Raw genomic sequence first — 24122 nt, 5'->3', positions numbered from 1 at the left:
ACCTTCCTTCACACTTGCGTGTCAGTCGCGCGCTCGGACAGCGAAACTCGTGAGATCGCTAGCCTTCGAGCAGCCACTGGGCGCACTCGACGTCGGTGACGAGTACGTTTGCCAAACCTCCGCGCAATGCGCCCAGAACGGCCTGGCGTTTGTGTGTTCCCCCCGAAATCAGAATCGTCTGATCGCAGGATTTCACTGCGTCGAGCGATACGGAGACCGTTCGCTCAGGCAGTGGCCCCTCCACTGGATTGCCGTCGATCGTGTAGAAACGGCCGCCGATTTCACCGACAGCGCCTCGACTTTCCAACTCGTCCAGCATGGTCGAGTCGACGAAGCTACCGGCAAACAAGGTCGTGGCAGTCGAGACGGCACCAACTCCGAAAACCATGATGTCGGAATCAGTTCCGGCTTGCAGCGCCTTCGAGATGACCGAGTCGTTTCGCATCGACTCCACAGTCGCCGGGTCGGCGTATAGCGGAGCATTGAGGCGAATAGGATTGGCCTGCAACTGTTGTGCACATCGGCCGATGGTGAAGTCGACACCGGTTTGGTAGTCGGTCACCGTCATGGAGCCGTCAAGTTGTACCACAGCCGAGCACTTCGCCGCCTTGTCTGGCAAAGATCCTGCTACCGCAACGGTTTCCGGACCCCAGGTAAACCCGAGAACGCTCGACGGCTGCAGACGACGAACCAGAACTTCCGCTGCTCGTCGGCCGAGCGCGTCGAAGTCCGGATCGTCCGAGTCCGAATTTGCTTCGGGCACAATCAAAACTTCGGCCAACCCGAAGTGCTTCTCCAGTTTCGATTCCAACTCCGTGTTCACCGAACCTTCGAGCTCCGGCGGCACCATAATCTCGACCCTGACCAAACCTTGCGTCCGCGCCCTGGCCAACAGCCGCCCGGCCGTAGGCCGCGAGACGCCCAACTTCGCTGCAATCTCCGCCTGAGTAGCGCCTTCGAGGTGATACATGGTCGCTGCCCGCAAGGCGAGCCGCACATCCTCGGAAGCCGGCAACTTCGACGACTTGAGTCCTGTGGGCTGAGCCGACTGGTTCACACGGTCTCCTTGTGCATCAGGTTCAAAGTTTCTCGATCGTGAGCAAATGCTCACTAGATGTTCTTATGCTCATTAAGCTAACATCTACGCTGTGACCCACACAACAGTTTCCGGAGAATCCGTCGATCTACCTGCGACAATTCGGGCAAATGTCCTCGTTGAGACCGGAAAGATGCAGATGGTCGAGAGACCACGACCGTCCCCGAAGACGGGTGAAGTCCTCGTTCGCATCCATGCAGTGGGCGTGTGCGGGTCGGACGCGCACTACTTTCACGAAGGTCGCATCGGCCCTTACGTAGTCAACTCACCGCTCGTTCTCGGACACGAAGCATCTGGACGCATCGCCGCAGTCGGTGACGGCGTCGACCCAAGACGCATCGGGCAGCGCGTCTCCATCGAGCCTCAGAAGCCGGATCCGACCAGTTCCGAATCCAAGGCAGGCAGATACAACCTCTGCCCTCAGATGGAGTTCTTCGCGACGCCGCCGATCGACGGTGCGCTGACCGACTACGTCACGATCGGTGCCGACTTCGCCCATCCCATCGCAGATTCCGTGTCCTACGAGGCAGCTGCGCTGTTCGAGCCACTCTCCGTAGGGATCGCCTCAGCCCAGAAAGCGGGAATCACTGCCGGCTCTCGTGTGTTGATCGCCGGCGCCGGCCCGGTAGGAATCGTGACGACGCAGGTGGCCAAGGCATTCGGCGCGACGGAAGTCATCGTCTCGGACATCGATGCGGCCCGGCGTGATGTGGCACTGAAATTCGGCGCAACAACCGTCGTTGATCCTCGTGAAAGCGACGTACGCTCGCTGGCCGTCGATGCGTTCATCGACGCCTCGGGTGCCACGGCCGCAGTGATCGACGGGATTCACGCAGTTCGGCCCGCTGGGACCGTCGTTCTGGTCGGAATGGGTGCCGACGAGATACCGTTGCCGGTCCCGATCATTCAGAATCGCGAACTGATGCTCACCGGAGTGTTCCGATACGCCAACACGTGGCCGATCGCCGCCGCACTGGTCGCTGCCGGGCGCGTCGACCTGGATTCGATGGTCACAGCACGCTTTTCACTCGAACAATCGCAAGAGGCCCTGGTGGCCGATCGCATTCCCGGCAGCATCAAAGCCGTAGTCATCGTCGCCGAAGGAGACTAGAACTTTCATGGAACTCAATACGAAGACCTTGCTCGACTTCGATGCTGCACTCGAAGTGCCGACCTACGACCGGAGCAAAGTCACTACCGGCATAGTGCATTTCGGTGTCGGAGGCTTTCACCGTGCACACCAGGCCATGTACATCGATACCCTCCTGCGACGAGGTGAAGCCTTCGACTGGGGAATCTGCGGAGTGGGAGTGATGCCGTCGGACAAGCAAATGAAAGACGCTCTCCGCGCGCAGGACGGCCTCTACACGCTGGCGCTCAAGCATGCTGACGGAACCCTCCAAGGCCGGGTCATCGGGTCGATCGTCGAGTACCTGTTCGCTCCGGAGGATCCAGAGGCGGTGATCGAAAAGATGGCATCCGAATCGACGAAAATCGTATCTCTCACCATCACCGAGGGCGGATACAACATCTCGCACACCACGGGCGAGTTCGACGCGTCCCATCCCGATGTGATGCACGATCTCGAGCCGGGAACACTCCCCCGCACCACCTTCGGTCTGATTTGTGCGGCACTCGCACTCCGTCGCGACCGGGGCCTCACCCCGTTCACGATCATGAGTTGCGACAACATCGAAGGCAACGGATCGGTCGCCAGGACGGCAGTCGGAGCGTTCGCCGCTCTGAAGGATCCCGAACTTGCGGAGTGGATCGAAGAGAACGGCGCCTTCCCCAACTCCATGGTCGACCGGATCACACCCGTCACGACAGCCGAGGTGACCACCGAGATCGCCGAGACGTTTGGTGTGAACGATCAGTGGCCGGTCGCAGCTGAGCCGTTCACCGCGTGGTTCCTCGAGGACGAGTTCACCTCAGGCAGGCCACCTCTGGAGAATGCCGGCGTCAATCTCGTGCCGGATGTTCGCCCGTACGAACTGATGAAACTGCGCCTTCTCAATGCCAGCCATCAAGGCATCGCGTACTTCGGCTACCTTGCCGGATACCGCCTGGTCCACGAGGCATGCCAGGACGAACTCTTGTCAGGGTTCCTGCTCGACTACATGAATCTGGAAGCGACGCCGACCCTTGATCCGGTACCCGGCGTCGACCTCGATCAGTACAAGAAGACCCTCATCGAACGATTCTCAAACCCCCAGGTCCGCGACACGATTGCGCGTCTGTGCGCCGAGTCGTCCGATCGAATTCCCAAGTGGCTGTTGCCCGTCATCCGGACCCAACTCGACACCGGTGGGTCGATCAACCTGTCCACCGCAATTGTCGCCAGCTGGGCCCGCTACGCCGAGGGCACAGACGAGAACGGAGATCCCATCACCGTCGTCGATCAGCTGTCGGACGCTCTAGTGCCGCTCGCCCAGAAACAGTCGAGCGACCCGTTGGCCTTCATCGGGTACCGCCAAGTGTTCGGCGATCTCGTGGACGATCGCCGATTTGTCGCAAGCTTCCGAAAGACCCTCGACTCGTTGCACTCCGTCGGAGCCAGAAGAACCCTCGAGGAGGTGCGCGGGCTCTGACTACGCCGAGACGTCGTGCAGGTGATGGATCGGATCGTGAATGAAGTAGGCCGCCAACGATTCGACGGTGAACGCCGATCCGTCACTGCGGAGACCCCGTCGTTGGCGGCTACCCTCTGGCACGGTTTCGAAGGCATTCGCGACCTCCGCGGCGGCGTCGGACAATTCCGATGCCACCGTTGCCGGATCTTGGTCGTTGTACCGCTCGGCCTCAGCTGTTGCGTCTTGATCCCAGTTCTCGAATCGCGGATCGTCGAATTCGAGCATCTGTTCCAACCGCACCTTGAAGATCCTGAACACGTCGCGTACGTGGGCGGAATACTCCAGCGCTGACCATGTTTCGGTGTCCGGTCGCTCCGTCACATTCTCGCGCTCCAGTACCTCGGCCCACGAGACGGCATTGCTACGCACAAGATCTGGAACATCCGCGAACGCAACAGCGGACGAATCAAACCCGCACTCGCCGCATGGGCGTTCGAGGACCCAGGTCCAGTTCTTTGTATCCGGGGTGATCGGCATGGATCGAGAATAGTCCGCCAGGGCGGGGTCAGCCTGCTTCGATCGGCCGATGAAGCGAATCATGCTCGGTCTTGCGGTTACCTTCGTGCTGACGCTCTCCGCGTGTGGCGCGGAAGTGGGCGCACCCTAGCCGCGCAACAGCAAGAGCAGGCGGTGGTCGTCAATTCACTTCATTCGAGTGCCCGGGCCGAATGTTGATCCGTATTTCCATCATCGTTTGCGGCATCTGGTTTGATTCGAAACATGCGCTCTTCGCTCGCCTTGTCCACTCTCGCTGCCGGCTTGTTGATTGCGGGCTGCGGGTCGCAGACAGTGCAGCAACCCGACACCGCAACGACAACAACCGAAACGGGCGGAACGTGGGTCCGAAGGCTCGAAGTACCAGACTCCGTCGAAAAGATCTGCCAGTCGATACTCGGATTGGCCGAAGAATTGGGACGTACTCCTAGCGATTCCGCGTCACCGATCGATCGAGTCCGCGAATACATGAGCGGACCATACCGCGACTGGAGGGGATTCGACGCTGAGGGGCGTCAGCGCATCCAGGAAGCCTTCGAAGCTGCGGAATCGGGATCTTGCGGTTGAGCAACGCGGGGCGTCCGATTCGCCTATCGCACAACGGAATTACAAACAACGACGTATGAACGTCATTCCGTTCGTGACAAATATTCGTTCGTCAGCGAAGGACCGGCCACTTCGATTTTCCAGGGTTTTCGATTCGTTTTTCGAAGATTCTGTGACGCGTTCGTGGCCGAGGCTTCGACGAGTCTCGTCGTCCCTCAGGTGAAGGGCGCCGAGTCGACATGTACGCCTTCCGAACGCAGCAAATGCTCGGCCGCACAAATCAACAAGGAGAGGGATTCGTACGAGAGTCCCTCGGTTGCATGCATCAGCCTGTCAGGCGCCGGAATCGACCGGTCGCCCGGGGAATCCTCGGATCTCCGCGCAGAAAGCACGGTCGCGAGTTCTCGTTGATTCACCACCTGACCTGTGCTGTTCGCTCGCTCGAACATGGCATTCAGCCGCTGGACGAGTTCCTCACCTTCAGCTGATCGAATAGTGTTGCCGAACAGCCTGTTTCCATGATCCGCTATGACACCAGGCGCGATCGAGTTCTTGATTGCCACAGTATGTTCTCCGTTACGTTGGTCTGTCAGGTTGATCAGAGGTGCGACCGGGAGCAACTCGCAGAGCCTTGATCTGTGCCACCCAACGGGCGTCGCGTCCATCGACAGCAGACCAATCTCCCCCGGCGCCCATCGGCTTCCGGTAGCGCGACCTCGAAGCCGATGTTCATTTTGCGACTTATCGTTACATATTAACATCAACTGTAACTCTTCGACAAGCACTTTGTTCCGATTGCCCGGTTTGATCACGGGTGGCGCAGAACATCAAGGGTGGCCAACTTGTCGACATGATCTACGCCGCCCCTTCCATCTCCGTTCAGGCTGCAGTGATGGTCGAGCCACCGGCAAGGCACAAGAAACGACATTCCGCCGACGACCTCCCAGCGTAGGTATCGCCGCGCGTGCATCACCTGCGGTGAACTGCGATTCACAAAAGCCGCAACGCGGATAGGGGCGGCGACACAGCCCGCGAGAGCCTTCTTACCCGAACTTTTCCATCACCGTGCGAGGCAGCCGGCCAGCCAAGACTGCGCCCAAAGTCCTCGCTACTGATGACCTAAGTCCGACAATACTTTTCACGAAAAAGAGGACCCCGCGCCTGCGGGGTCCTCTTCGCTTTCCTTCAGAGCTAGAGACCGAGCGAGTGAAGGTGCTCGCTGATCTTCTCGAACATGAGCCTTTGACCTGCCGGCGTGGGATGCATGCCGTCTTCCTTGAGTAACGTCGGGTCCGACAGCCAGTTCTCGGCGAGCGCATCAATGAAAGGCAGCTTGTACTGCTCAGCGGCGGAACGGATTCGATCGTTGACATTGACAGCGGTCTCGGATGGAGGCCGGTTGTCCATGATGGGGCCGATGACGACAACCTTGGCGTGAGGAAGCCGATCTCGTAGCTGCGCATACAACTCCCGAGTCGCATCTCGCACCTCGAGCGGGTACGAAACATCGTTCCGACCGCCGGCGATGATGACGACCTCGGGATTCACCGCAACGACCTGATCAATTTTCGCACCGAACGGTAGCTTGCCTTTTTCCTCGTTTCCCTGGACGTAGCCGGTGCCACCGCTCGCAAAATCTGCCAGGTACCAGCGACGATCGAAGGCGAGCAGCGCCGGCCAATGATCTCCCGTCGTGTTCGGAATCGAGTACGAGTCCCCCAAAATTGCGACCGTGTCGAAGTCGTCGGTAGGGGCATTCAGCGCCGGCGCCGAACTGTCAGGCTGCGATACAGAGGCAGTTGCCCGACTGTCTCGGGATTGCTCGTACGCAAATCCTACGATCACCGCTACGACGGTGAAAACCATGGCACCGATGACGGCGACAGTTCGCTTGTTGGGTTTGGTCACCCCGTAAACATACGGGGTCGAATCATGTTGCCTCTGAGCGAGTGTCAAGCATCTGTCGTTCCGCTTGAATCGGCCATCAACGAAGGAGTGAAATCCCGCTCTCACAGCAGACTGGGGCCAAGCTTGCTGGAAGTTAAGGCGCGGCAAAGCATTCAGGGCACACCGTCCCCCATTCGACGGACCAAAGTCCATTTTCAAATCAACACTGCGACAAGCGGCAATCGCGCAGCTATATTTCGTCGACACTTCAACTACTTTCGGCACATCTGCACGGACGCGCGACAACACCCAGTCCCCTCGCTCGGCAATCCCCTCTATTTTTCTCATTCGAAGAAACCGGCACCAGGTGCCAGGAAGAACGTCGACATGCCGGAAACAGAAGCAAAGCGCAGCAATCGGCGACTGATCGCGATCGCAGCACTCGCAGTCGTACTCCTCGTGCAAGGCGCCTACTCGTTCGGTGTCCGCCCTGAGCCGTACCCGACAATTCGCATGCCCAGCTTCGGTGGCGTGCCCAATGCAGACGGCGAGTTCAGTGGAAGTGGCTTGGATATCACTCTCCATTACACCGACGGATCCACGATCAGTCCCAACCCAGTGGATCTCGCCGGCGATATTCGCTACTCATCCGCGAGAGCATCACTCGATTATGCGTTCCGCCCCAGCGGGGCAGGCGACCGCAACACCCGAACCGCGGACCCTGAATTGGTCGAATGGCTCCGAAACCGCAGCGTCGAAGTCGGAAGTGGTGCCATCCCGGACAGTATCGAGTTCTGCTGGCGCAAAACAATTATCGACATCACCGACGGAACCGATGCGTCAACTGACCCGTGCGAAACGACAAGGGTTGATCTATGAGTGCCCGTGCGGGAACTCTGTTGTTCCTGCGCGACCACATCGATCAGTTGTGCGAGGCGTACCGCGGGGATGCGAGGTTCCTCGCTGTCATTCGAATCCTCTTCGCGCTATATGTGATCGCGTTTCCCATCGACTACACGTGGGCGGGCGAGGTTCCCTCGATTCTGTTTCATCCGCAATCCGGTCCGTTCTCCCTGCTGTCGTCACCACCCTCCGAGAACTTCCTCGTCGGACTCGAAGTCGCCCGATTCATCCTGGCGATCGCCATCTTGGTCGGATATCGAACGACGGCCGCGTCCATCGCAATGACCCTCACGCTCATGACCGGCAGCGGGTTGGTCAATTCCTTCGGCAAGGTCGACCACTTCATTCTTTTCGAAATCTTGCCGGTGGCCATGGCAGCCGCTGGATGGGGCGCCGCATGGTCCCTCGACGCACGACGTTCACGCACACAACGCAAAGCACTTCAAACCCGCGGACTGCCCATGCTCATCTGGGCAGTGACGGTCGCCTACGCCCTGTTTACAGCGGCACTACCCAAAGCTGCGTCGGGCTGGCTGAACCCCGAATTGCAGGCAACCCGGGGCTACGTTGCGCGAGACGTCGCTGACCCCACCAAGCTCGGTCCGCTGACCCACGAACTATTCGACATCCATTCGGAGTGGCTATGGAAAGCACTCGACTACGCCACTGTCTTCGCTGAAGGCTGGTTGATCGTTGCCGTGCTCTTCCCTGTCTTGTTCAGAATCGGGATCGTCGTCTTACTCGGGTTTCACCTTGGGGTTTATCTCGCGTTGGGCATCGAGTTCGACAGCTATATCTTCGTGTATCTGCCGTTCCTGTCGGCACCTGCCGTATGGGTCACCAAGCGAGTCCTGGGCAGAAGGCCCGATATCGGTAGAACGTCGGCGCCGGAAACTCCACGTCAAGTATCTCCGGCCAGTTCGGACGCACCGTAAATCTAATATCCGGGAGCGGACCTTTCCGTCACAGTTCGTGAGTGCCCCAATCACAGGTAGGCGATCCCCAGACTCCCTCAACCTGGGGATCAAACAAACCTACTGTCTCCCAATGAAATTCCGAGAACTTCTACATTCACTGACATTCGGTTCGCAGACGGGCGCCCTAATCGCCAATTCGGCGCCGCCATTCGGACCCCACATCGCGTGTTGAGGGCAGCCGAGCCGCGGGGGGTCGGCTCGACTGCCTGCACCTACACCAGGCGAAGAAGGTTTCGTGCCAGCTATCTGCTTAACCAGCGTGCGTCGACGCTCAGGGGGTCACTGGAACGCATCGTCGTCACCTGTGGGCCGGGCTCGCGTCGGCAGGTACAGACAATTGTTCAGTGACCCCTGAGTTCGATCGTCGAAATCACCTTCGATCGCCGTGCGTAGGTACATCTAGAGCGTGACACTTCGGCTGGTTGAGCACATACGCTGAAATACCTGGATAGGTACCTACTTTTCCTTCGTCTTCCGAGTGGTCGCCATCTCGGTCACGTCCAGAAGCGTTGCACATCCGACACTGTCGGGAAATTGGTCATCTGGATCCGAGACTTTCACCTCATCTGCGATCGACGATCATGATGCGACGATTCGTTGTGTGACCACGAACGCTCGACTCAGACGCAACCGCAGGCGCATTGCCAGGCGATTCAATCCCAACAACGTGTGGGCAACTGTCCTGGTGATTGCACTTTGCGCACTAGTCGCCTTGGCGATCGTCTGCAGCATGATCTTCGACAAAAGTCATTGGGGCTGACCCGCGGGCTCACGGCACCTGAACGTGGGGCGGGCGGGGCTCGAACCCGCGACCAATGGATTATGAGTCCACGGCTCTAACCGACTGAGCTACCGCCCCATCCGGATGCGATGCATCGCGGCGAATCCGAATGTTACCGGCACATCCGACGCGGATCACAATCGGGCAGGCGGTGACGCGTTGCACTCTTTCGAGTCGAGTCTTCCAAGGTTGGTCGGCACAGGAGCGATGAGCCGATACCGTGGGAGTGCACACCCCACGGAACAGGATCACCACATGAAGCTTGCACTGACCGAATTCAAGAACTCGAAGGCCACGATCCGGATCATCATGTCCGACGGCGCGAAGCTGAACGGCACCGTCACCGATTTCACCGAAGACACTCTCGTCCTCAATTCTCCGAATGGTGTCTATTACATCAACCCCAGCCACATCATCCGGCTGTTCGAGCCGTCGGATCGCGCAGCGAAGTAAGCGCACCCGTCAAACAGTTCGGCGGTTCCACCGAAAGCCCGACGCAGACACTTGCGTCGGGCTTTGGTGTATCTGTCGCCAATATCTACGCGTCGCGTTCACGGGTGCAGCGGCCATCGGCGTCACTGAAAACGACAACGGGCCTGTCCTGTTGGCCGCCATCGAAAGTGTTGTAACTCCAGTGGCAATCGACAAGCATGTTTTCTCCTGCATGCTCGGAGCTACCAAACCCGACCCCTGCGGCCTTCCTGGCTGCGCTGGAGTTTCTCGATGCGCGTCCACAGCAGACCTTCTTCGTCGACGACAACCCGGTCAACGTCCTCAGCGCTCGACGGCTGGGAATTCGCGGCGAACAAGCAAACAAGGCTGCAGACGTCGAATCGGCACTTCGATCGGTGGGTCTGCTGCGAGCGCGCTAGGTCAGACAAAGACAAGGTCAGACCACAACAAGAAAGCCCCCCACCCGATTTCTCAGGTGAGAGGCTTTGCTGCTCCCCCGGCTGGACTCGAACCAGCAACCGTCCGATTAACAGTCGGAAGCTCTGCCAATTGAGCTACAGGGGATTGTCTTGCTCGCTTCGCCCGTTCCGGCGTTGCCTGAGAAACTGTAGCGAATCCTCCACCGAAGTACCAAATCGCCTGCCCAGCGAGTCATCAGGCAGGATGGAGTCAGGACGATCGGTGCTGGAGGGAAGCAGGAATGATGCGTTTGTTGATCGGTGTTGCAGCTGGGTACGTCCTGGGAACCAAAGCGGGCCGCGCACGATACGAGCAGATCAGCCGGGCCGCGAAGGCGGTGGCCACTAGTCCGGCCACAAAGAAGGTGTTGGACGCGTCACGGCAGAAGCTGGCCGACTCACTGAGTACTCAGCCCAAGCTCGAGCCGATGAAGCCGATCAACGAGGAGACCACGATTCTGGTCCCCCACGACCAGTTGAAGAAAAACCGCTAGGTCAGACGCTTTGGTCGCCGACAGCCTGCTCACGCAGCTGTCGGCGATACTGCTCCAGCGCCACGAGGTCTCCGAACAGTGAGTTGTACTCCTCCGGGGCCGCAGCAGGTGAAACGCGCTGAAGCTTGGATTTGAGGTCGGCAACCTGCTCGCCCACCCACGCTTCCTGCAGTCGTGCGAGCACTCCGTTGATGTAGCGCGGAACCGTGTCTTCGTCGCACGGCATCGGTTCGACGGCCAGCTCAGATACAACCGAGGCCACCGTCATGTCCTCGACGCCCTTGGTGACGACTTCGATCCACTCGGCGCCACCGAGCCCCTTGCTCGTTCCACCGGCGTCAGCCATTGCCTGTCTGATGACAACGTAGGCGGGGTGGGTGAATGTCTCGGGAGGCAACGAGTCGAAGACACTGCCGGCGATGCCAGGGTGCTGCAATGCGGCCTTGAGGACAGCTCGCTGCGTCGAGAGCGCCGGATCGTTGGGCCGGGGCCTGGAAATTCCGATCGGCAGCGCGAGCGCATCGGCAGCAGGTGCCTCGACAACCTGACGACGCTTGGGCGCCGGCGAAGATCCGCGCGTCGACGCCCGTTTGCGAGCTTCGTCACGCACTCGTCGTCGAACCGACGGAAGATCGTCCCAACCGACCCATCCGCACAACAGATTCGCATAGCTGTCGCGCAGAGTTGATTCCTTGATCTGCGCAACGACGGGAACGGTACGACGCAGTGCCTCGACGCGACCTTCAGCGGTCTCCAGATCGTGTTCGGTGAGGATGGACTTCACCACGAACTCGAACATCGGAGTGCGCCGTGCCACGAGGTCGCGAACGGCGGCGTCACCAGACTTCAGACGCAAGTCGCACGGGTCCATTCCATCGGGCGCGACGGCGACGAACGTCTGCCCGGCCATCTTCTGATCACCCTCGAACGCCTTCATCGCAGCGGCCTGCCCTGCGGCATCACCGTCGAAGGTGTAGATGATCTCACCGCGAAAGTAGCTGTCGTCCATCAGGAGTCGGCGGAGCATCGCAAGGTGCTCCTCACCGAAGGCGGTTCCGCACGAAGCGACGGCAGTCTTGACGCCGGCCAAGTGCATCGCCATGACGTCGGTGTAGCCCTCGACGACTACTGCCTGGTGTCCCTTGGCGATGTCGCGCTTGGCGAGGTCCAAGCCGAACAAGACCTGAGACTTCTTGTAGAGAATCGTTTCCGGCGTGTTGACATACTTACCCGGCATGGTGTCGTCGTCGAAAAGCTTGCGGGCACCGAAGCCGATGACGTCACCGGCGACGCTGCGGATCGGCCACAGAAGACGGCGATGGAACCGGTCGATCGGACCTCGTCGCCCCTCTTTGGACAGCCCGGCTGCTTCGAGTTCCTTGAATTCGAAGCCCTTGGACATCAAGTGTTTTGTGAGAGTGTCCCAACCTTCGGGCGCGTATCCACACCCGAACTGCAGTGCTGCGGCACCGTCGAAGTTTCTCTCGGTGAGGTAGTCGCGAGCCGCCTGGGCATCGGGTTCGCGCAGACGAGCGGCGTAGAACTCCTGAGCCGCCGCGTTTGCTGCGATCAAGCGTGCACGAGTGCCGCGATCGCGCTGAACGGACGGCCCACCACCCTCGTACGAAATCGTGTAGCTGAGCCGATCCGCCAACTGCTCGACAGCCTCGACAAAGCTGATGTGATCCATCTTCTGCAGGAACGAGTACACGTCCCCGCCCTCACCGCAGCCAAAGCAGTGGTAGAGGCCGTGGTTGGGTCGCACGTGGAACGACGGCGACTTCTCGTCGTGAAAGGGACACAGACCTTTGATCGAATCGCCACCGGCACGCTTGAGTGAAACGTATTCACCGACGATGTCCTCGATGCGAGTGCGTTCGCGAATGGCCGCGATGTCTCTGTCAGAAATTCGGCCCGCCACGTACATCAGTCTAGGCGGTCCCCCGGCACCTCCTGACAACGATATGTTGATGGCCGACTCTGCACCGCAGCGATGGGACCGACGATGACTGAAAACGCCTCGAGCTCGCACGAAGGGCGATCAGGAACCCGATTCGGCGTGTACGAGTTGCGTCGCCTCCTCGGCCGAGGCGGAATGGGTGAAGTGTACGAGGCGTACGACACCTCGAAGGATCGCCTGGTCGCACTCAAGTTGCTCCATCGCGAACTTGCGGCCGACCCGTCATTCCAGGCTCGTTTCCGCCGAGAATCTCGCACCACCGCCGCCTTGAACGAACCGCACGTGATCCCGGTACACGACTGGGGCGAGATCGACGGAGTCCTCTTCATCGACATGCGTTTGGTCGAAGGTCATACGTTGCGCGCCGAGTTGGCCGAATTCGGCCGACTCACGCCTGTACGAGCCGTCGACATCGTCTCGCAAATCGCCTCGGCGTTGGACGCCGCACATGCCCGCGGGCTCATCCATCGCGACGTCAAACCAGACAACATCATTCTCACGAACAACGGCTTCGCCTACCTCGTCGACTTCGGAATCGCATACTCACAGACGGACACGAAGATCACCACCGAGGGAAGCGCAGTCGGTTCCTATGCGTACATGGCGCCGGAGCGGTTCGGAATCGAAACGCCGACGGCCGCAGCGGATGTCTATTCCCTGGCTTGTGTCCTCTACCAATCACTCACCGGAACAACACCTTTCAACACCACAAGCATCGAGCATCTGGTCAATTCGCACCTGAACGCTCCGCCGCCACGCCCCACACTGACAGTTCCGTCGCTCCCGCAAGGTTTTGACGCCATCGTGGCTCGCGGCATGGCAAAGGATCCCGCACACCGCTATCCGACTACGGGAGCGCTCGCACTCCAAGCGCGGCAGGCCCTCTCGACGACCGACACCCCCGGTTCCGCCGGCGGATTGCACCCCACGATCGTCGGGCCGCCCATCTACACCACGGCGAATCCCGCTCACGGGAACTACACGCACATCGCGACAAAGACCAAGCGAAACCGAGCCCCGATCGCGATCGGTGCGGCTGGAGTTGCACTCGTTCTGGCCGCAGGAGGCACGGCGGCCTGGGTAATGCTGGGGAACTCGGGACCCGAATCACCCACCACTGCAGCAGCTTCCATCTCCACGTCGGCACCGGCACCGACTCAGGAGCCGGCCAGAACGCCCAAGCTCGAGCCGCTACCCACCGCCGGACTGCAGGCGACCACGACCACCCGGGCGTCGAACCCGTCCGCGAGAAATGGCGACCTCAGGGTCAGCAAGCCGATCACCGTCCCCTCGTGCAAAGGAACCGGAATCGTGGTGTTGGCCAATGCCACCGATCCGGCAACGTACGCCAGCGAGATCCAGAACTACCTCGACGCGTTCCCCGGCTCGAAATACCTACGCACAGACCAGTCCTGCCCGTCACTGCGTCAAGTCTCCGATTCGGGGACGGCGATCTACACGGTGTATCGCGAATCCGGGAACACCGAGTCGAAGATCTGCAAGGACGTTCGCGCAGCAGGCGGCGACGCTTACGGCAAGTGGCTCGATACCACTACCGACCCGTCGACGCGGATGACCTGCTGAAGGCGTAAGCGGCTCAGCCCCAGCTGGCCTGCGCGCCCAGGCTCGCTTTGTCCACCCGTTCCAGCCGACTCTCCGTGTACGACGCGATCTGATCCACCACTACCCGGACCCGAGCACCGTCGTCCGCGGCGCGTTCCCACGCGGGCAGCAGGATCGGATCGAGCCCGGCCGGCGCAGTCGCCAGCAGCCATTCCGCGACGCGATGAACACGATCACGCTGCCGATCCTGACGCGCCTTGTGTCCGGCGTCGGACATCACGTAGTACAGCGCCACGGTCTTGAGCAACGCCACCTCGGATGCGACGGCCTCGGGTATGTCGAGGTCGGCTTGATACCGCGAGAGGGGTCGGTCACCGTGTGTCAGCCGGGTGCTGGCGATCGCTGCGGTGGCGAAGCGACCCACCAATTCACTCGTGAGATTCTTCAACGCGACGGAACTTCCGAGTGTTCCGTCGAAACTTCCGACCCCGCGTACGACGGGGAGTTCGGACAACCGTTGAGCGGCGTCGATCAGATCGTCGACTACCAATCCCCGAAACTCGGAGGCCCCCAGTTCTGCCAGTGCGCGCTGCTCGGACGGATCGGCAAGCGAGCGCAGGTCGATACGGCCTGCGATCACCCCGTCCTCCACGTCGTGCACGGAATACGCGATGTCGTCGGCCCAGTCCATGACCTGAGCTTCCAGGCATTGCCGACGCTCGGGCGCCCCCTCTCGAACCCAGGCGAGCACCTCTGCGTCGTCGTCGTATGCCCCGAACTTCGCGCCGGGCTGCGGCCGTGTCCAGGGGTACTTGATGGCTGCGTCGAGTGATGCCCTGGTGAGATTGAGGCCGGCACTCAGACCGTCGGGGCGCAGGATCTTGGGTTCGAGGCTGGTCAATATCCGCAGATTCTGCGCGTTGCCCTCGAAACCTCCGCAGTCCTTGGCGACTTCGTCCAGGGCCTTCTCGCCGTTGTGACCGTACGGCGGGTGCCCGATGTCGTGCGCGAGACCGGCGAGGTCCACCAGGTCCGGATCGCAACCGAGTCCGTCGGCGATCCCTCGCCCGATCTGTGCGACCTCCATCGAGTGCGTCAACCGCGTGCGAGGTGTGTCACCGTCGCGCGGGCCGACAACCTGGGTCTTGTCGGCCAAGCGCCGCAAAGCCGCGGAGTGTTGGACACGCGCCCGATCTCGCGAGAAGTCCGAACGATGCTGCGCCGCTGCGATCTGCGAACCCGGCAACCCCGCACGCTTCGGCGCCTCGACGACACGACGTTCGAGGTCGTGTTCGGAGTATGTGCCGCCTCCGTAGGTGGTGTGAGCTGTCATGGTCTCTATTGCCCTGCCGTGTAGGGGAAGTCTGCCGAGAAGTGCGTGAGCTGATACCAGAGCAGCGCGCCGGTTTCGCGAGCGATTCCGTGCAACTGGGATTCGCGGGTGAAGACAGCCGGGCCCTGACGAGTAGGTGCGGTCCACGCCTGGAGTCCTGTGTCGCGGGCCATCGTCCGCGTTCGCAAGGAGTGCCACGGGTCACTGACCAGGACAGCGGAATTGATTCCCTGCGAGGACATCTCGGCGCTCACCGCGTCGATACTGAGAAGTGTGTCCGAACCGGTCTCCACAGCAGTGATCGCACTCGACGGAATTCCGCGATCGGTCAGATACATCTTTCCCGACGCCGCTTCGGTGTACTCGTCACCTTCTTGTTTACCGCCGACAGTGATGATCTGCGGCGCCACTCCGCGCTTGTACAGCTTGTACGCCTGCTCGAGTCGGGCCTCGAAGACGGACGACGGAGTGCCGGAATACTGAGCCGCGCCCAGAACGACTATCGCGTCGGCCGGCCGCGTGTCGTCGATGCGCGCCACCTGCCACACCCGGAACGCAGTACCCCCGACCAGAACCACGGCCATCAACACGGCACCGGCGATCAGTCGGCGCGTCCAGCGAGCCAATCCTGCCCCGAAGCCGCCCGCCCGTGAGGGTGATGGGTCGTGGGGGCGGTTACCGAAAGCAGGTTTCACTCCCGCAATTCTGCCAGTTCGCGGCGATCACCTCCGATGCCGACGCGCCACAACGGATAGATTTGCGTCATGGCCCTCGCACCACACTTCGCGCAGTTGTCCTCGGTAGAGCAGAGTCGGACAATCACCCGACCCGTTCGCCGTCGGGGAAGCGCCGCCGCCGTCGCTGCGATTTTCGCTTTGCTGGCGCTCGTCTTCAGTCCTGCGCTCGCCTCGGCAGACGCCCCGATGGTGTTGCCGAATCACATCACCGACACCTCCGGGGTTCTCGACGCCGGGCAACGCAGCGACATACAAGCTGCGATCGATCAACTCAGCGAGGACCACCAGATCGATCTGTGGGTTGCGTTCGTCCCCGATTTCAACAACCTGGGTGGCCAGGCGTGGGCACAGCAGACAGCCACGAAGTCGACGCTGAGTACCAAGTCCGTCCTGCTTGCAGTTGCCACGGCGGAGCGTGCTTACTACCTCGACGTCCCCGCTGAGCTGAGCAACATCACGGATTCCGACATCGAATCGATCAATTCCGACGCGGTGGAACCGGCTCTCGCCGAGGATGATTGGACCGGCGCGGCAATTGCCGCAGCTGGAACACTCGGCGACGCGAACAACACGAGCGGCGGAATGGGAGTCGGAACACTCCTCATCGCGGGCGGCGCTGTGGTGGTCGGGACGGGCGGCGTGGTCCTGTACTCACGTAAGCGCAAGAACGACAAGAACAAGGCAAGCGTCGAAGCCGCGAAGAACATCTCCCCCGACGACATCGCCAGCCTCAACGCACTCCCGCTGCCGACGCTCGACGAACGCGCGAAGGAGATCCTCGTCGAGACGGACAACGCGATCGCCGGCAGCCAGGAGGAGCTCGATCTGGCCCGCAGCGAGTTCGGAGATTTCGCCGTCGCACCCTTCTCGGCAGCATTCGACAAGGCCAAGGCCACCCTCGCCGAAGCCTTCGCGATCAGGCAGCGACTCGACGACGCCATCCCGGAAACTCCCGATCAACGCCGACAGATGCTGATCGACATCATTTCCTCGTGCGGTCGAGCCGACCAAGAACTCGAAGCTCGCGTCGAGGAGTTCGACGGGCTTCGCGACCTTCTCATCAACGCCCCCGCACGTCTCGATGCGTTGACGCAGAGTGTTGTTTCTCTCAGCGTGCGCTTGCCCGAATCCGAGGCGATTCTGACCAAATTGAAGGATCAGTTCCCCGCGCCGACGCTGGCATCTGTCGTGAACAACGTCACGATGGCCAGCGAACGCCTGACGCTCGCCGAGAAGTCGATCGAGGAAGGCCGCGATGCCACCGCGCTGCCGGCTGGTAAGCAAGGCGCTGCCGTCACCGCGATTCGCACTGCCGAAGCGGCTCTCGATCAGGCACGCAAACTACTCGACGGCGTCGATCACGCCGCCGACGACATCCGAAACGCCATCGCGACACTTCCGTCCGCGATGGACGACGTCCAGCAGGGCATCACTGCTGCGGACGCTTACCTGGCGCAGGGCGGGCAGAAGTTGGCGGACGCGAAGGCCGCGGCCCAGGCAGCGTTGGCGAATGCTCAGACGTCGAAGGACAGCGATCCGCTGACAGCCTTCAACCAGATCGTCGCGGCCGACGCCCAACTCGACGCACTGCTTGCCGACGCTCAGGAGCAGAAGCAGCAGCTCGAACGTGCACAGCAGCGCCTCGCCCAGGACATTCTGGCCGCACAGGCTCAGGTGACCGCTGCAGGCGACTTCCTCGGAACCAGGCGCGGCGCGATCGGGGCGGAGGCGCGCACTCGCTACGCGGAGGCTCAGCGGCACCTGCAGGCGGCCCAGCAATTGCAGGCTTCGGATCCGTCGAAGGCACTGCAACACGCCCAGGCCGCGACAACCTTGGCGACGCACTCACTTCGCGCCGCGCAGAACGACGTCAACACCTGGGAAGCAAACCAACGACCCCGCGGTGGCGGCGGCGATGCGACGGGAGCGATCCTCGGCGGCATCCTGATCAACAGCATTCTGCGAGGTGGCGGCGGGCCCCGCTCGTACGGCGGACCGAGCAGCAGCGGACGCTCCGGTCGCGGTGGCGGCGGCGGTGGTTTCGGCGGTGGTGGCGGCGGCCGAACCAGTCGAGGCGGCGGCGGCCGGTTCTGACGGATCCCGTCGAGGTAGTAAAATCCCTACTTTGTTCACGACCGCACTCGTCGTACGCTTCATCCGGCAAGTCGGGATCACAGATCATACGAAGGTGTTATGGAAAGCGTCGCCCCGCAGATAACCGTCGTTGTACCTACATACAACGAGCGTGAGAACCTGCCAAAGCTCGTCGATCGCCTCGCCGCGTTGAAGATCCCGAACCTGCACGTCCTCGTGGTGGATGACAACTCCCCCGATGGCACGGGCGAGGTTGCGGACAAGTTGGGTATCGATGGACCCATCCCGGTCGGAGTGCTTCACCGCACGGTCAAGGACGGACTCGGCCGTGCTTACGTCGCGGGCATGAGCCGGGCTCTGGCGGAGAACGCCGACATCGTCATTCAGATGGACGCGGATCTCTCCCATCCGTCCGAAGCGATCCCCGCCATGATCGAGATCCTCACCACGACCGATGCGGCAGTCGTTCTCGGCTCCCGTTACGTCGAGGGTGGCGCAGTTGCCGGCGACTGGCCGTGGCATCGCAAGGCTTTGTCCGCCTGGGCGAACTTCTACGTCAACGCTATTCTGCGACTGCACGTCAAGGATGCAACTGCAGGCTTCAAGGCGTGGCATGCAAAGACCTTGCGCGACATCGACGTCGAATCGGTGCAGAGCAACGGCTACGCGTTCCAGGTCGAGATGAACTACCGAGTTGTTCAGCGCGGCATGAAGATCGCCGAAACGCCAATCCGCTTCGAGGAACGCACCGAAGGTGTCTCCAAGATGAGCCTCTCGGTTCAGTTGGAGTCCGCTCTGGTGCCGTGGAAGCTCAAGTTCGGCAAGAAGTCTCTCTGACCTGCGCGGCTGATCGAAAATAATCGGCGGTCTGCGTGTCCGACGGGTAGAACGACTCAATCGCGATCTCTGCAAGCGTGACGTCGCGCGGCGTACCGAACACGGTGGTGGTGCTGAACATCGCCAATTCGGTATCGCCCGCGCGTACGCGCAACGGAACCAGCAGGGAATTCGCGCGGTCGTCGTGCCAGTCTCCGCCGCTCGGATAGGTGCGCAACTCGTCGAGCAACGACGCCAACTGCGCATCCGCACTGACCTCCACTTCCCGCGCCAACCTGGCGAGCAGGTGGGTCCGCCACTGCGCGAGGTTCACGATCCGCGGCGCCATGCCCTCGGGATGCAAGCTCAAACGCAATACGTTCACCGGTGGTTCCAGGAGGAATTCAGCGGCCCCCTCGGTCAGGATTCTCACGGCCTGGTTCCCGGCGATCATCTCCCATTGCTGATCGACCACCACGGCCGGATAAGGGTCATGCGCGTCGATGATGCGATCGATGGCCTCGCTCACCGCTGACATCGGCGCTTCCGCCAACGATTTTTGCGAGTACTCCGGCGAGTGGCCACTTGCCAGCAGAAGCGTATTCTGTTGCCGTAGAGTAACATCCAGGCATTCGGACAGGTGAAGGATCATGTCCCGGCTGGGTTTGGAGCGGCCGGTTTCGATGAAGCTCAGGTGCCTGGTCGACACTCCTGCCGCTGCCGAGAGGCCCAACTGAGTGAGCCTTCGCCGCTCCCGCCACCGCTTGAGTTCGGTGCCAACGTCCATCGTCTCGAAGGTCATTCTTTCAAGTTAGCGACCCGAGGTAGCCGAGACCATGACCTCGGAGGTAATCGACCCGAAGCAGTTTCGGAGGAACAGTGGTCTCAGCCGGCGAGACCGCCGGATGTTCACCACCGGAACTGATCAAGGGAGCGACCATGAGCGCCTTCGACGCAATCGCCGACGCCTATATCGACATGTGGAACGAAACAGATACCACCGCCCGTAGAGCACGGATCGAGCAATTGTTCGCACCCGGCGGCCGCTACACCGATCCGCTCGCGGACGTCACCGGACACGATCAGATCGACGCGATGATCAACGCTGTGCAGCAACAGTTTTCGGGCATGCACTTCACCCTCGTCGGGCCGGTGGACGCGCACCACCGACAGGCTCGATTCGGTTGGGTTCTCGGCCCGGCGGGGGCCGAGTCACTGATCGACGGGTTCGACGTACTCGAACGCGACGACGACGGCCGGGTGACGCTTGTCCTCGGGTTTCTCGACAAGGTACCTACGGCCTGAAGTGCGTCTACAACCGACAGCCTTCGCCACGAAGGCTGTCGGTGGTCCGTGGAATCATCGTTGCCGATGAACGCCGACGGATTTACCTGGTCCACACCGATTCCCGAGTCCGAGGGTGCTGAATACAGCGCTCACACGCTGACCGTCGACGGCCTTCCCTCCGTCTATCGAACCGCCAAGACGACGCCGACCAAGCTCGGTCAGTTCGTCACCCTGTGGCGCCGTTCCGAGGCCGGGCCCATCCGCCCATTCGACACCAGCGACGGCGTCGCGCTGTTTGTGGTGAAGGTCTACGACGAAGAACATCTGGGTCACTTCGTCTTTCCCACCGAAACCCTCGTCGAACACGACATCGTGTCGACGAACTTCTCGGGCGGCAAGCGCGCTATCCGGGTCTATCCGCCCTGGGTCACGCCGACCAGTGTGCAAGCCGTCAGAACCCAGCGTTGGCAGAAGCAGCATTTCGGCGAGTTCCCTGATGTATTCAACTCACCTGATACGTCGCGATGATGACGCCTGTTGTCGTGGGAACACTTTCGGTGAGGGTGAACTGAGCGAGCGCAGCACCGTCGGGGAACAATCTGCGCCCGGTTCCGAGAACCAGCGGATGAATCAGCAGAGTGTAGGTGTCGACGAGACGCCGTTCGGCCAATGACGTGATCAGGTCGCCACTGCCCAGAATCACCAGATCCGGGCCATCGCTTTCCTTCAGCGCGGCGACCGCGTCGGCGGCATCGCCTTTCAACACAGTCGAGTTCTTCCACGGCAGCGGTTCACCCAAAGTCCTTGACGCTACGTACTTCTGCGTGTTGTCGAGCACCTCGGTAAACGGATTGTCGGTCTGAAACGGCCAGTACGAGGCGAAGTTCTCATAGGTTCGGCGTCCGAAGAGCAACTCTGATTTCTTCGCCATTCCCTCCCCCATTTTCTGTGCCATGACGGAATCGTTGAAGGGTGCCGCCCATCCACCGTGCTCGAATCCGCCACGACGATCTTCGTCCGGCCCGCCAGGTGCCTGCATGACACCGTCGAGAGTCACGCTGTTGGTCACGCTGAGTTTTCTCATAACTTCGATCCTGCGCCTGAAGATCCACCATGGAAAGAGAAAACGGGCGATCCTTCTCGAATGAGAAGAACCGCCCGTCAGCTTCGAACGAATCAGGAACCGATCAGCCGCGCAGCCAGGTAGCTTTCCACCTGATCGAGGGCGACGCGTTCCTGCGCCATGGAGTCACGCTCACGCACCGTCACAGCCTGATCTTCGAGAGTGTCGAAGTCGACCGTGATGCAGAACGGTGTGCCGATCTCGTCCTGGCGACGGTAACGACGACCGATGGCACCGGCGTCGTCGAACTCGACGTTCCAGTTCTGACGCAACTGCGCCGCAAGATCTTTTGCCTTCGGCGTCAGATCCGCATTGCGCGAGAGCGGCAGCACTGCGGCCTTGACGGGAGCGAGTCGACGATCCAGTCGCAGCACCGTGCGCTTGTCGACGCCGCCCTTGGAGTTGGGAGCCTCGTCCTCGGTGTACGCGTCGACCAGGAAGGCCATCAGCGAACGCGTGAGACCTGCCGCCGGCTCGATGACGTACGGCGTGTACCGCTCGCCCGTCGTCTGGTCGTAGTAGTTCAGCTCGGTGCCCGAGTGCTTGGAGTGCGTCGAGAGATCGAAGTCGGTACGGTTCGCGATACCTTCGAGCTCGCCCCATTCGCTGCCCTGGAAGTGGAAGCGGTACTCGATGTCGGTCGTGCCCTTCGAGTAGTGCGAAAGCTTTTCCGGCGCATGCTCGTACAGCCGCAGGTTGTCCTTGTTGATGCCGAGGCCGGTGTACCAGTCCAGGCGGTAGTCGATCCAGTACTGATGCCACTGCTCGTCCTCGCCCGGCTTGACGAAGAATTCCATCTCCATCTGCTCGAACTCGCGGGTGCGGAAGATGAAGTTGCCCGGGGTGATCTCGTTACGGAAGCTCTTGCCGATCTGACCGATGCCGAACGGCGGCTTCTTACGCGAGGTGGTCAGCACGTTGGCGAAGTTCACGAAGATGCCCTGTGCGGTCTCGGGGCGCAGGTAGTGCATGCCCTCTTCGCTCTCGACAGGGCCGAGGTAGGTCTTGAGCATCATGTTGAAGTCGCGCGGCTCGGTCCACTGGCCGACGGTGCCGCAATCGGGGCAACCGATGACATCCATCGAGACGTCGTCCGGGTTGTCGAGCTTCTTCTTCTCCGCGTACGCCTCCTGCAGGTGATCCTGACGGTGACGCTTGTGACAGTTGAGGCACTCGACGAGCGGGTCGTTGAAGACACCGACGTGACCGGATGCGACCCACACCTCGCGGGGCAGGATCACCGAGGAGTCGAGGCCGACGACGTCCTCGCGGCTGGTGACCATGTTGCGCCACCACTGACGCTTGATGTTCTCCTTGAGCTCGACACCCAATGGGCCGTAGTCCCATGCGGACTTGGTACCGCCGTAGATCTCACCGCACGGGTAGACCAGGCCTCGCCGCTTGGCGAGATTGACAACGGCTTCGATCTTGGACTTGGGTGCCACTCGATTGCTCTCCATCTGGGTAATAGATGCATGATTTTCGTGCGCTTTTCGCACCATCAGCCTATCTGGCGGCTGCCACGCACTTCCGTCCAAGGTTGACATGCATACTTGTGCATATCAAAATGAAAGTGATTTGCAATAATGTGGTGAGATGGCTATGCCCGGACATCATGATCTACCCCTCGAAGGAGCCTCGCTGTGAGCATTGCGGATACCGGCGATCTCCACAAAAGCCATGATCATTCCGACCTCGGACACACGCACGACCCGTTCGAAGCCGCACCCCCCGCGCCCGTGCCGCCCAAGGAAACTTTGGCGGCCGCCGGCGAAATTCTGCGGGCGCTGGCTGCACCCGTTCGCATCGCGATCGTGCTTCAGCTCCACGAGTCGGAGCGCTGCGTTCACGAACTCGTCGGCGCTCTCGGTGTCACTCAGCCACTCATCAGCCAGCATTTGCGCGTTCTCAAAGCAGCGGGCGTCGTCCGCGGCGAACGCAACGGACGAGAAGTTCTCTATCGACTCGTCGACGATCACCTCGCACACATCGTCGTCGACGCTGTCGCCCACGCCGAAGAAGGATGAGATTCCACCGCATGAACACCCCGGGCAGTACGACCTCGAAACGTGGACCGGCCACCGTCGGCGTTCGTTCCACGAAACAGCGCAGCGCCATCTCCGCCCTGCTCGACGACATCGACGAATTCAAGTCGGCACAGGAACTGCACGACGAACTGCGCAAGCGCGGTGAAGGGATCGGCCTGACAACCGTCTACCGCACGCTGCAGGCACTGTCCGACGCCGGAACCATCGACGTCCTGCGCACCGACACAGGTGAGTCCGTCTACCGACGCTGCTCCTCCGGACACCACCATCACCTGGTGTGCCGCAACTGCGGATTCACCGTCGAGGTCGAGGGCCCGACGGTCGAGCAGTGGTCACAGACCATCGCCGAGGACAACGGTTTCACCGAAGTGAGTCACACCGTCGAGATCTTCGGCACCTGCCGCGACTGCGCCGCCGGCTGACAGCTGACAGCTGACA

General features: G+C 61.1%; 25 protein-coding genes and 2 tRNA genes. 15 read left to right on the top strand and 12 right to left on the bottom strand.

The genetic code is table 11. From position 1 onward, the window contains the following. Positions 1-58: 58 nt before the first annotated feature. The gene (locus CPI83_RS11800) at positions 59-1057 is read right to left on the bottom strand and encodes a sugar-binding transcriptional regulator (RefSeq protein WP_084326281.1); all 999 of its coding nucleotides are present in this window, start codon (positions 1055-1057) and stop codon (positions 59-61) included. A 139-nt stretch (positions 1058-1196) separates the two neighbouring features. Here CPI83_RS11800 and CPI83_RS11795 point away from each other — a divergent pair, with 139 nt between their 5' ends. Both CPI83_RS11795 and CPI83_RS11790 read left to right on the top strand, forming a co-directional pair. Next, complete coding sequence (locus CPI83_RS11795; RefSeq protein ID WP_029255625.1) at positions 1197-2207, top strand: NAD(P)-dependent alcohol dehydrogenase; 1011 nt, start codon at positions 1197-1199, stop codon at positions 2205-2207. A gap of 7 nt (positions 2208-2214) precedes the next feature. Further along, positions 2215-3687, top strand: coding sequence for a mannitol dehydrogenase family protein (locus tag CPI83_RS11790; protein WP_020969941.1), 1473 nt, complete (start codon positions 2215-2217; stop codon positions 3685-3687). Here the strand turns inward: CPI83_RS11790 and CPI83_RS11785 are convergent, their stop codons facing one another. Next, entirely contained in the window at positions 3688-4206 is a 519-nt protein-coding gene (locus CPI83_RS11785) for a DinB family protein (RefSeq protein ID WP_020969942.1), read from the bottom strand. Positions 4207-4449: 243 nt separating this feature from the next. Between CPI83_RS11785 and CPI83_RS31205 the strand changes: the two genes are divergently transcribed. Further along, positions 4450-4791: a hypothetical protein gene (locus CPI83_RS31205; RefSeq protein ID WP_020969943.1), complete on the top strand. Its 342-nt coding sequence runs from the start codon at positions 4450-4452 to the stop codon at positions 4789-4791. Between the two features lie 194 nt (positions 4792-4985). On the opposite strand, the gene CPI83_RS11775 is transcribed toward CPI83_RS31205, so the two are convergent. Together CPI83_RS11775 and CPI83_RS30730 are read right to left on the bottom strand one after the other, a co-directional pair. Continuing rightward, positions 4986-5333, bottom strand: a complete 348-nt coding sequence (locus CPI83_RS11775) for a hypothetical protein (protein WP_024487645.1) — start codon at positions 5331-5333, stop codon at positions 4986-4988. Positions 5334-5961: 628 nt separating this feature from the next. Further along, on the bottom strand, positions 5962-6678 hold the full coding sequence (locus tag CPI83_RS30730) for an SGNH/GDSL hydrolase family protein (RefSeq protein ID WP_024487644.1): 717 nt from the start codon (positions 6676-6678) through the stop codon (positions 5962-5964). Between the two features lie 366 nt (positions 6679-7044). Between CPI83_RS30730 and CPI83_RS30725 the strand changes: the two genes are divergently transcribed. Both CPI83_RS30725 and CPI83_RS11760 read left to right on the top strand, forming a co-directional pair. After that, positions 7045-7536 carry a hypothetical protein gene (locus tag CPI83_RS30725; RefSeq protein WP_020969946.1) on the top strand — a complete coding sequence of 164 codons (492 nt, stop codon included), beginning with the start codon at positions 7045-7047 and terminating at the stop codon, positions 7534-7536. Then, positions 7533-8495, top strand: a complete 963-nt coding sequence (locus CPI83_RS11760) for an HTTM domain-containing protein (protein ID WP_080910074.1) — start codon at positions 7533-7535, stop codon at positions 8493-8495. Before CPI83_RS30725 ends, CPI83_RS11760 begins: the two co-directional genes overlap by 4 nt. 827 nt (positions 8496-9322) lie before the next feature. Here the strand turns inward: CPI83_RS11760 and CPI83_RS11755 are convergent. Continuing rightward, positions 9323-9396, bottom strand: a tRNA-Ile gene (locus CPI83_RS11755). A 177-nt stretch (positions 9397-9573) separates the two neighbouring features. Between CPI83_RS11755 and CPI83_RS31200 the strand changes: the two genes are divergently transcribed. After that, positions 9574-9771: a hypothetical protein gene (locus CPI83_RS31200; protein ID WP_003941659.1), complete on the top strand. Its 198-nt coding sequence runs from the start codon at positions 9574-9576 to the stop codon at positions 9769-9771. Positions 9772-9968: 197 nt separating this feature from the next. Beyond that, a complete protein-coding gene (locus tag CPI83_RS11745; RefSeq protein WP_232816911.1) occupies positions 9969-10190 on the top strand; it encodes an HAD-IA family hydrolase in 222 nt (73 codons plus the stop codon). Between the two features lie 72 nt (positions 10191-10262). Here the strand turns inward: CPI83_RS11745 and CPI83_RS11740 are convergent. Further along, positions 10263-10335 (bottom strand) — tRNA-Asn (locus CPI83_RS11740). A 136-nt stretch (positions 10336-10471) separates the two neighbouring features. Between CPI83_RS11740 and CPI83_RS11735 the strand changes: the two genes are divergently transcribed. Beyond that, entirely contained in the window at positions 10472-10723 is a 252-nt protein-coding gene (locus CPI83_RS11735; protein WP_003941570.1) for a hypothetical protein, read from the top strand. 1 nt (position 10724) lies between these two features. On the opposite strand, the gene dnaG is transcribed toward CPI83_RS11735, so the two are convergent. Beyond that, on the bottom strand, positions 10725-12644 hold the full coding sequence (gene dnaG, locus CPI83_RS11730) for a DNA primase (RefSeq protein ID WP_003941578.1): 1920 nt from the start codon (positions 12642-12644) through the stop codon (positions 10725-10727). Positions 12645-12728: 84 nt separating this feature from the next. On the opposite strand from dnaG, the gene CPI83_RS11725 reads away from it, so the two are divergent. After that, positions 12729-14267: a serine/threonine-protein kinase gene (locus tag CPI83_RS11725; protein ID WP_232816910.1), complete on the top strand. Its 1539-nt coding sequence runs from the start codon at positions 12729-12731 to the stop codon at positions 14265-14267. Positions 14268-14280: 13 nt separating this feature from the next. Here the strand turns inward: CPI83_RS11725 and CPI83_RS11720 are convergent, their stop codons facing one another. Together CPI83_RS11720 and CPI83_RS11715 are read right to left on the bottom strand one after the other, a co-directional pair. Further along, a complete protein-coding gene (locus CPI83_RS11720; protein WP_019748992.1) occupies positions 14281-15579 on the bottom strand; it encodes a deoxyguanosinetriphosphate triphosphohydrolase in 1299 nt (432 codons plus the stop codon). A gap of 5 nt (positions 15580-15584) precedes the next feature. Further along, positions 15585-16163 carry a YdcF family protein gene (locus CPI83_RS11715; protein WP_128638009.1) on the bottom strand — a complete coding sequence of 193 codons (579 nt, stop codon included), beginning with the start codon at positions 16161-16163 and terminating at the stop codon, positions 15585-15587. 180 nt (positions 16164-16343) lie between these two features. Here CPI83_RS11715 and CPI83_RS11710 point away from each other — a divergent pair, with 180 nt between their 5' ends. Continuing rightward, entirely contained in the window at positions 16344-18410 is a 2067-nt protein-coding gene (locus tag CPI83_RS11710; protein ID WP_097387246.1) for a TPM domain-containing protein, read from the top strand. 99 nt (positions 18411-18509) lie between these two features. After that, positions 18510-19247, top strand: coding sequence for a polyprenol monophosphomannose synthase (locus CPI83_RS11705; protein WP_003944487.1), 738 nt, complete (start codon positions 18510-18512; stop codon positions 19245-19247). Here CPI83_RS11705 and CPI83_RS11700 read toward each other — a convergent pair. Beyond that, entirely contained in the window at positions 19222-20028 is an 807-nt protein-coding gene (locus CPI83_RS11700) for a helix-turn-helix transcriptional regulator (protein WP_097387245.1), read from the bottom strand. The genes CPI83_RS11705 and CPI83_RS11700 overlap by 26 nt on opposite strands. A 137-nt stretch (positions 20029-20165) precedes the next feature. Between CPI83_RS11700 and CPI83_RS11695 the strand changes: the two genes are divergently transcribed. Beyond that, positions 20166-20531, top strand: a complete 366-nt coding sequence (locus CPI83_RS11695; RefSeq protein ID WP_092763585.1) for a nuclear transport factor 2 family protein — start codon at positions 20166-20168, stop codon at positions 20529-20531. 48 nt (positions 20532-20579) lie between these two features. Further along, positions 20580-21041 carry a MepB family protein gene (locus CPI83_RS11690; protein WP_092763361.1) on the top strand — a complete coding sequence of 154 codons (462 nt, stop codon included), beginning with the start codon at positions 20580-20582 and terminating at the stop codon, positions 21039-21041. Here CPI83_RS11690 and CPI83_RS11685 read toward each other — a convergent pair. Together CPI83_RS11685 and CPI83_RS11680 are read right to left on the bottom strand one after the other, a co-directional pair. Next, complete coding sequence (locus tag CPI83_RS11685; protein ID WP_019748997.1) at positions 21016-21597, bottom strand: dihydrofolate reductase family protein; 582 nt, start codon at positions 21595-21597, stop codon at positions 21016-21018. The two genes, CPI83_RS11690 and CPI83_RS11685, sit on opposite strands and share 26 nt — an antisense overlap. Before the next feature lie 92 nt (positions 21598-21689). Beyond that, complete coding sequence (locus tag CPI83_RS11680; RefSeq protein WP_003944491.1) at positions 21690-23081, bottom strand: glycine--tRNA ligase; 1392 nt, start codon at positions 23079-23081, stop codon at positions 21690-21692. A gap of 294 nt (positions 23082-23375) precedes the next feature. Between CPI83_RS11680 and CPI83_RS11675 the strand changes: the two genes are divergently transcribed. Together CPI83_RS11675 and CPI83_RS11670 are read left to right on the top strand one after the other, a co-directional pair. Continuing rightward, the gene (locus CPI83_RS11675; protein ID WP_223257795.1) at positions 23376-23663 is read left to right on the top strand and encodes a metalloregulator ArsR/SmtB family transcription factor; all 288 of its coding nucleotides are present in this window, start codon (positions 23376-23378) and stop codon (positions 23661-23663) included. An 11-nt stretch (positions 23664-23674) separates the two neighbouring features. Next, positions 23675-24106, top strand: coding sequence for a Fur family transcriptional regulator (locus CPI83_RS11670; protein WP_029255635.1), 432 nt, complete (start codon positions 23675-23677; stop codon positions 24104-24106). Positions 24107-24122: the final 16 nt, after the last annotated feature.

Source organism: Rhodococcus sp. H-CA8f (assembly GCF_002501585.1).
GTDB classification, from domain to species: domain Bacteria; phylum Actinomycetota; class Actinomycetes; order Mycobacteriales; family Mycobacteriaceae; genus Rhodococcus_F; species Rhodococcus_F erythropolis.
This window is presented reverse-complemented; position numbering and strand designations above follow the sequence as displayed.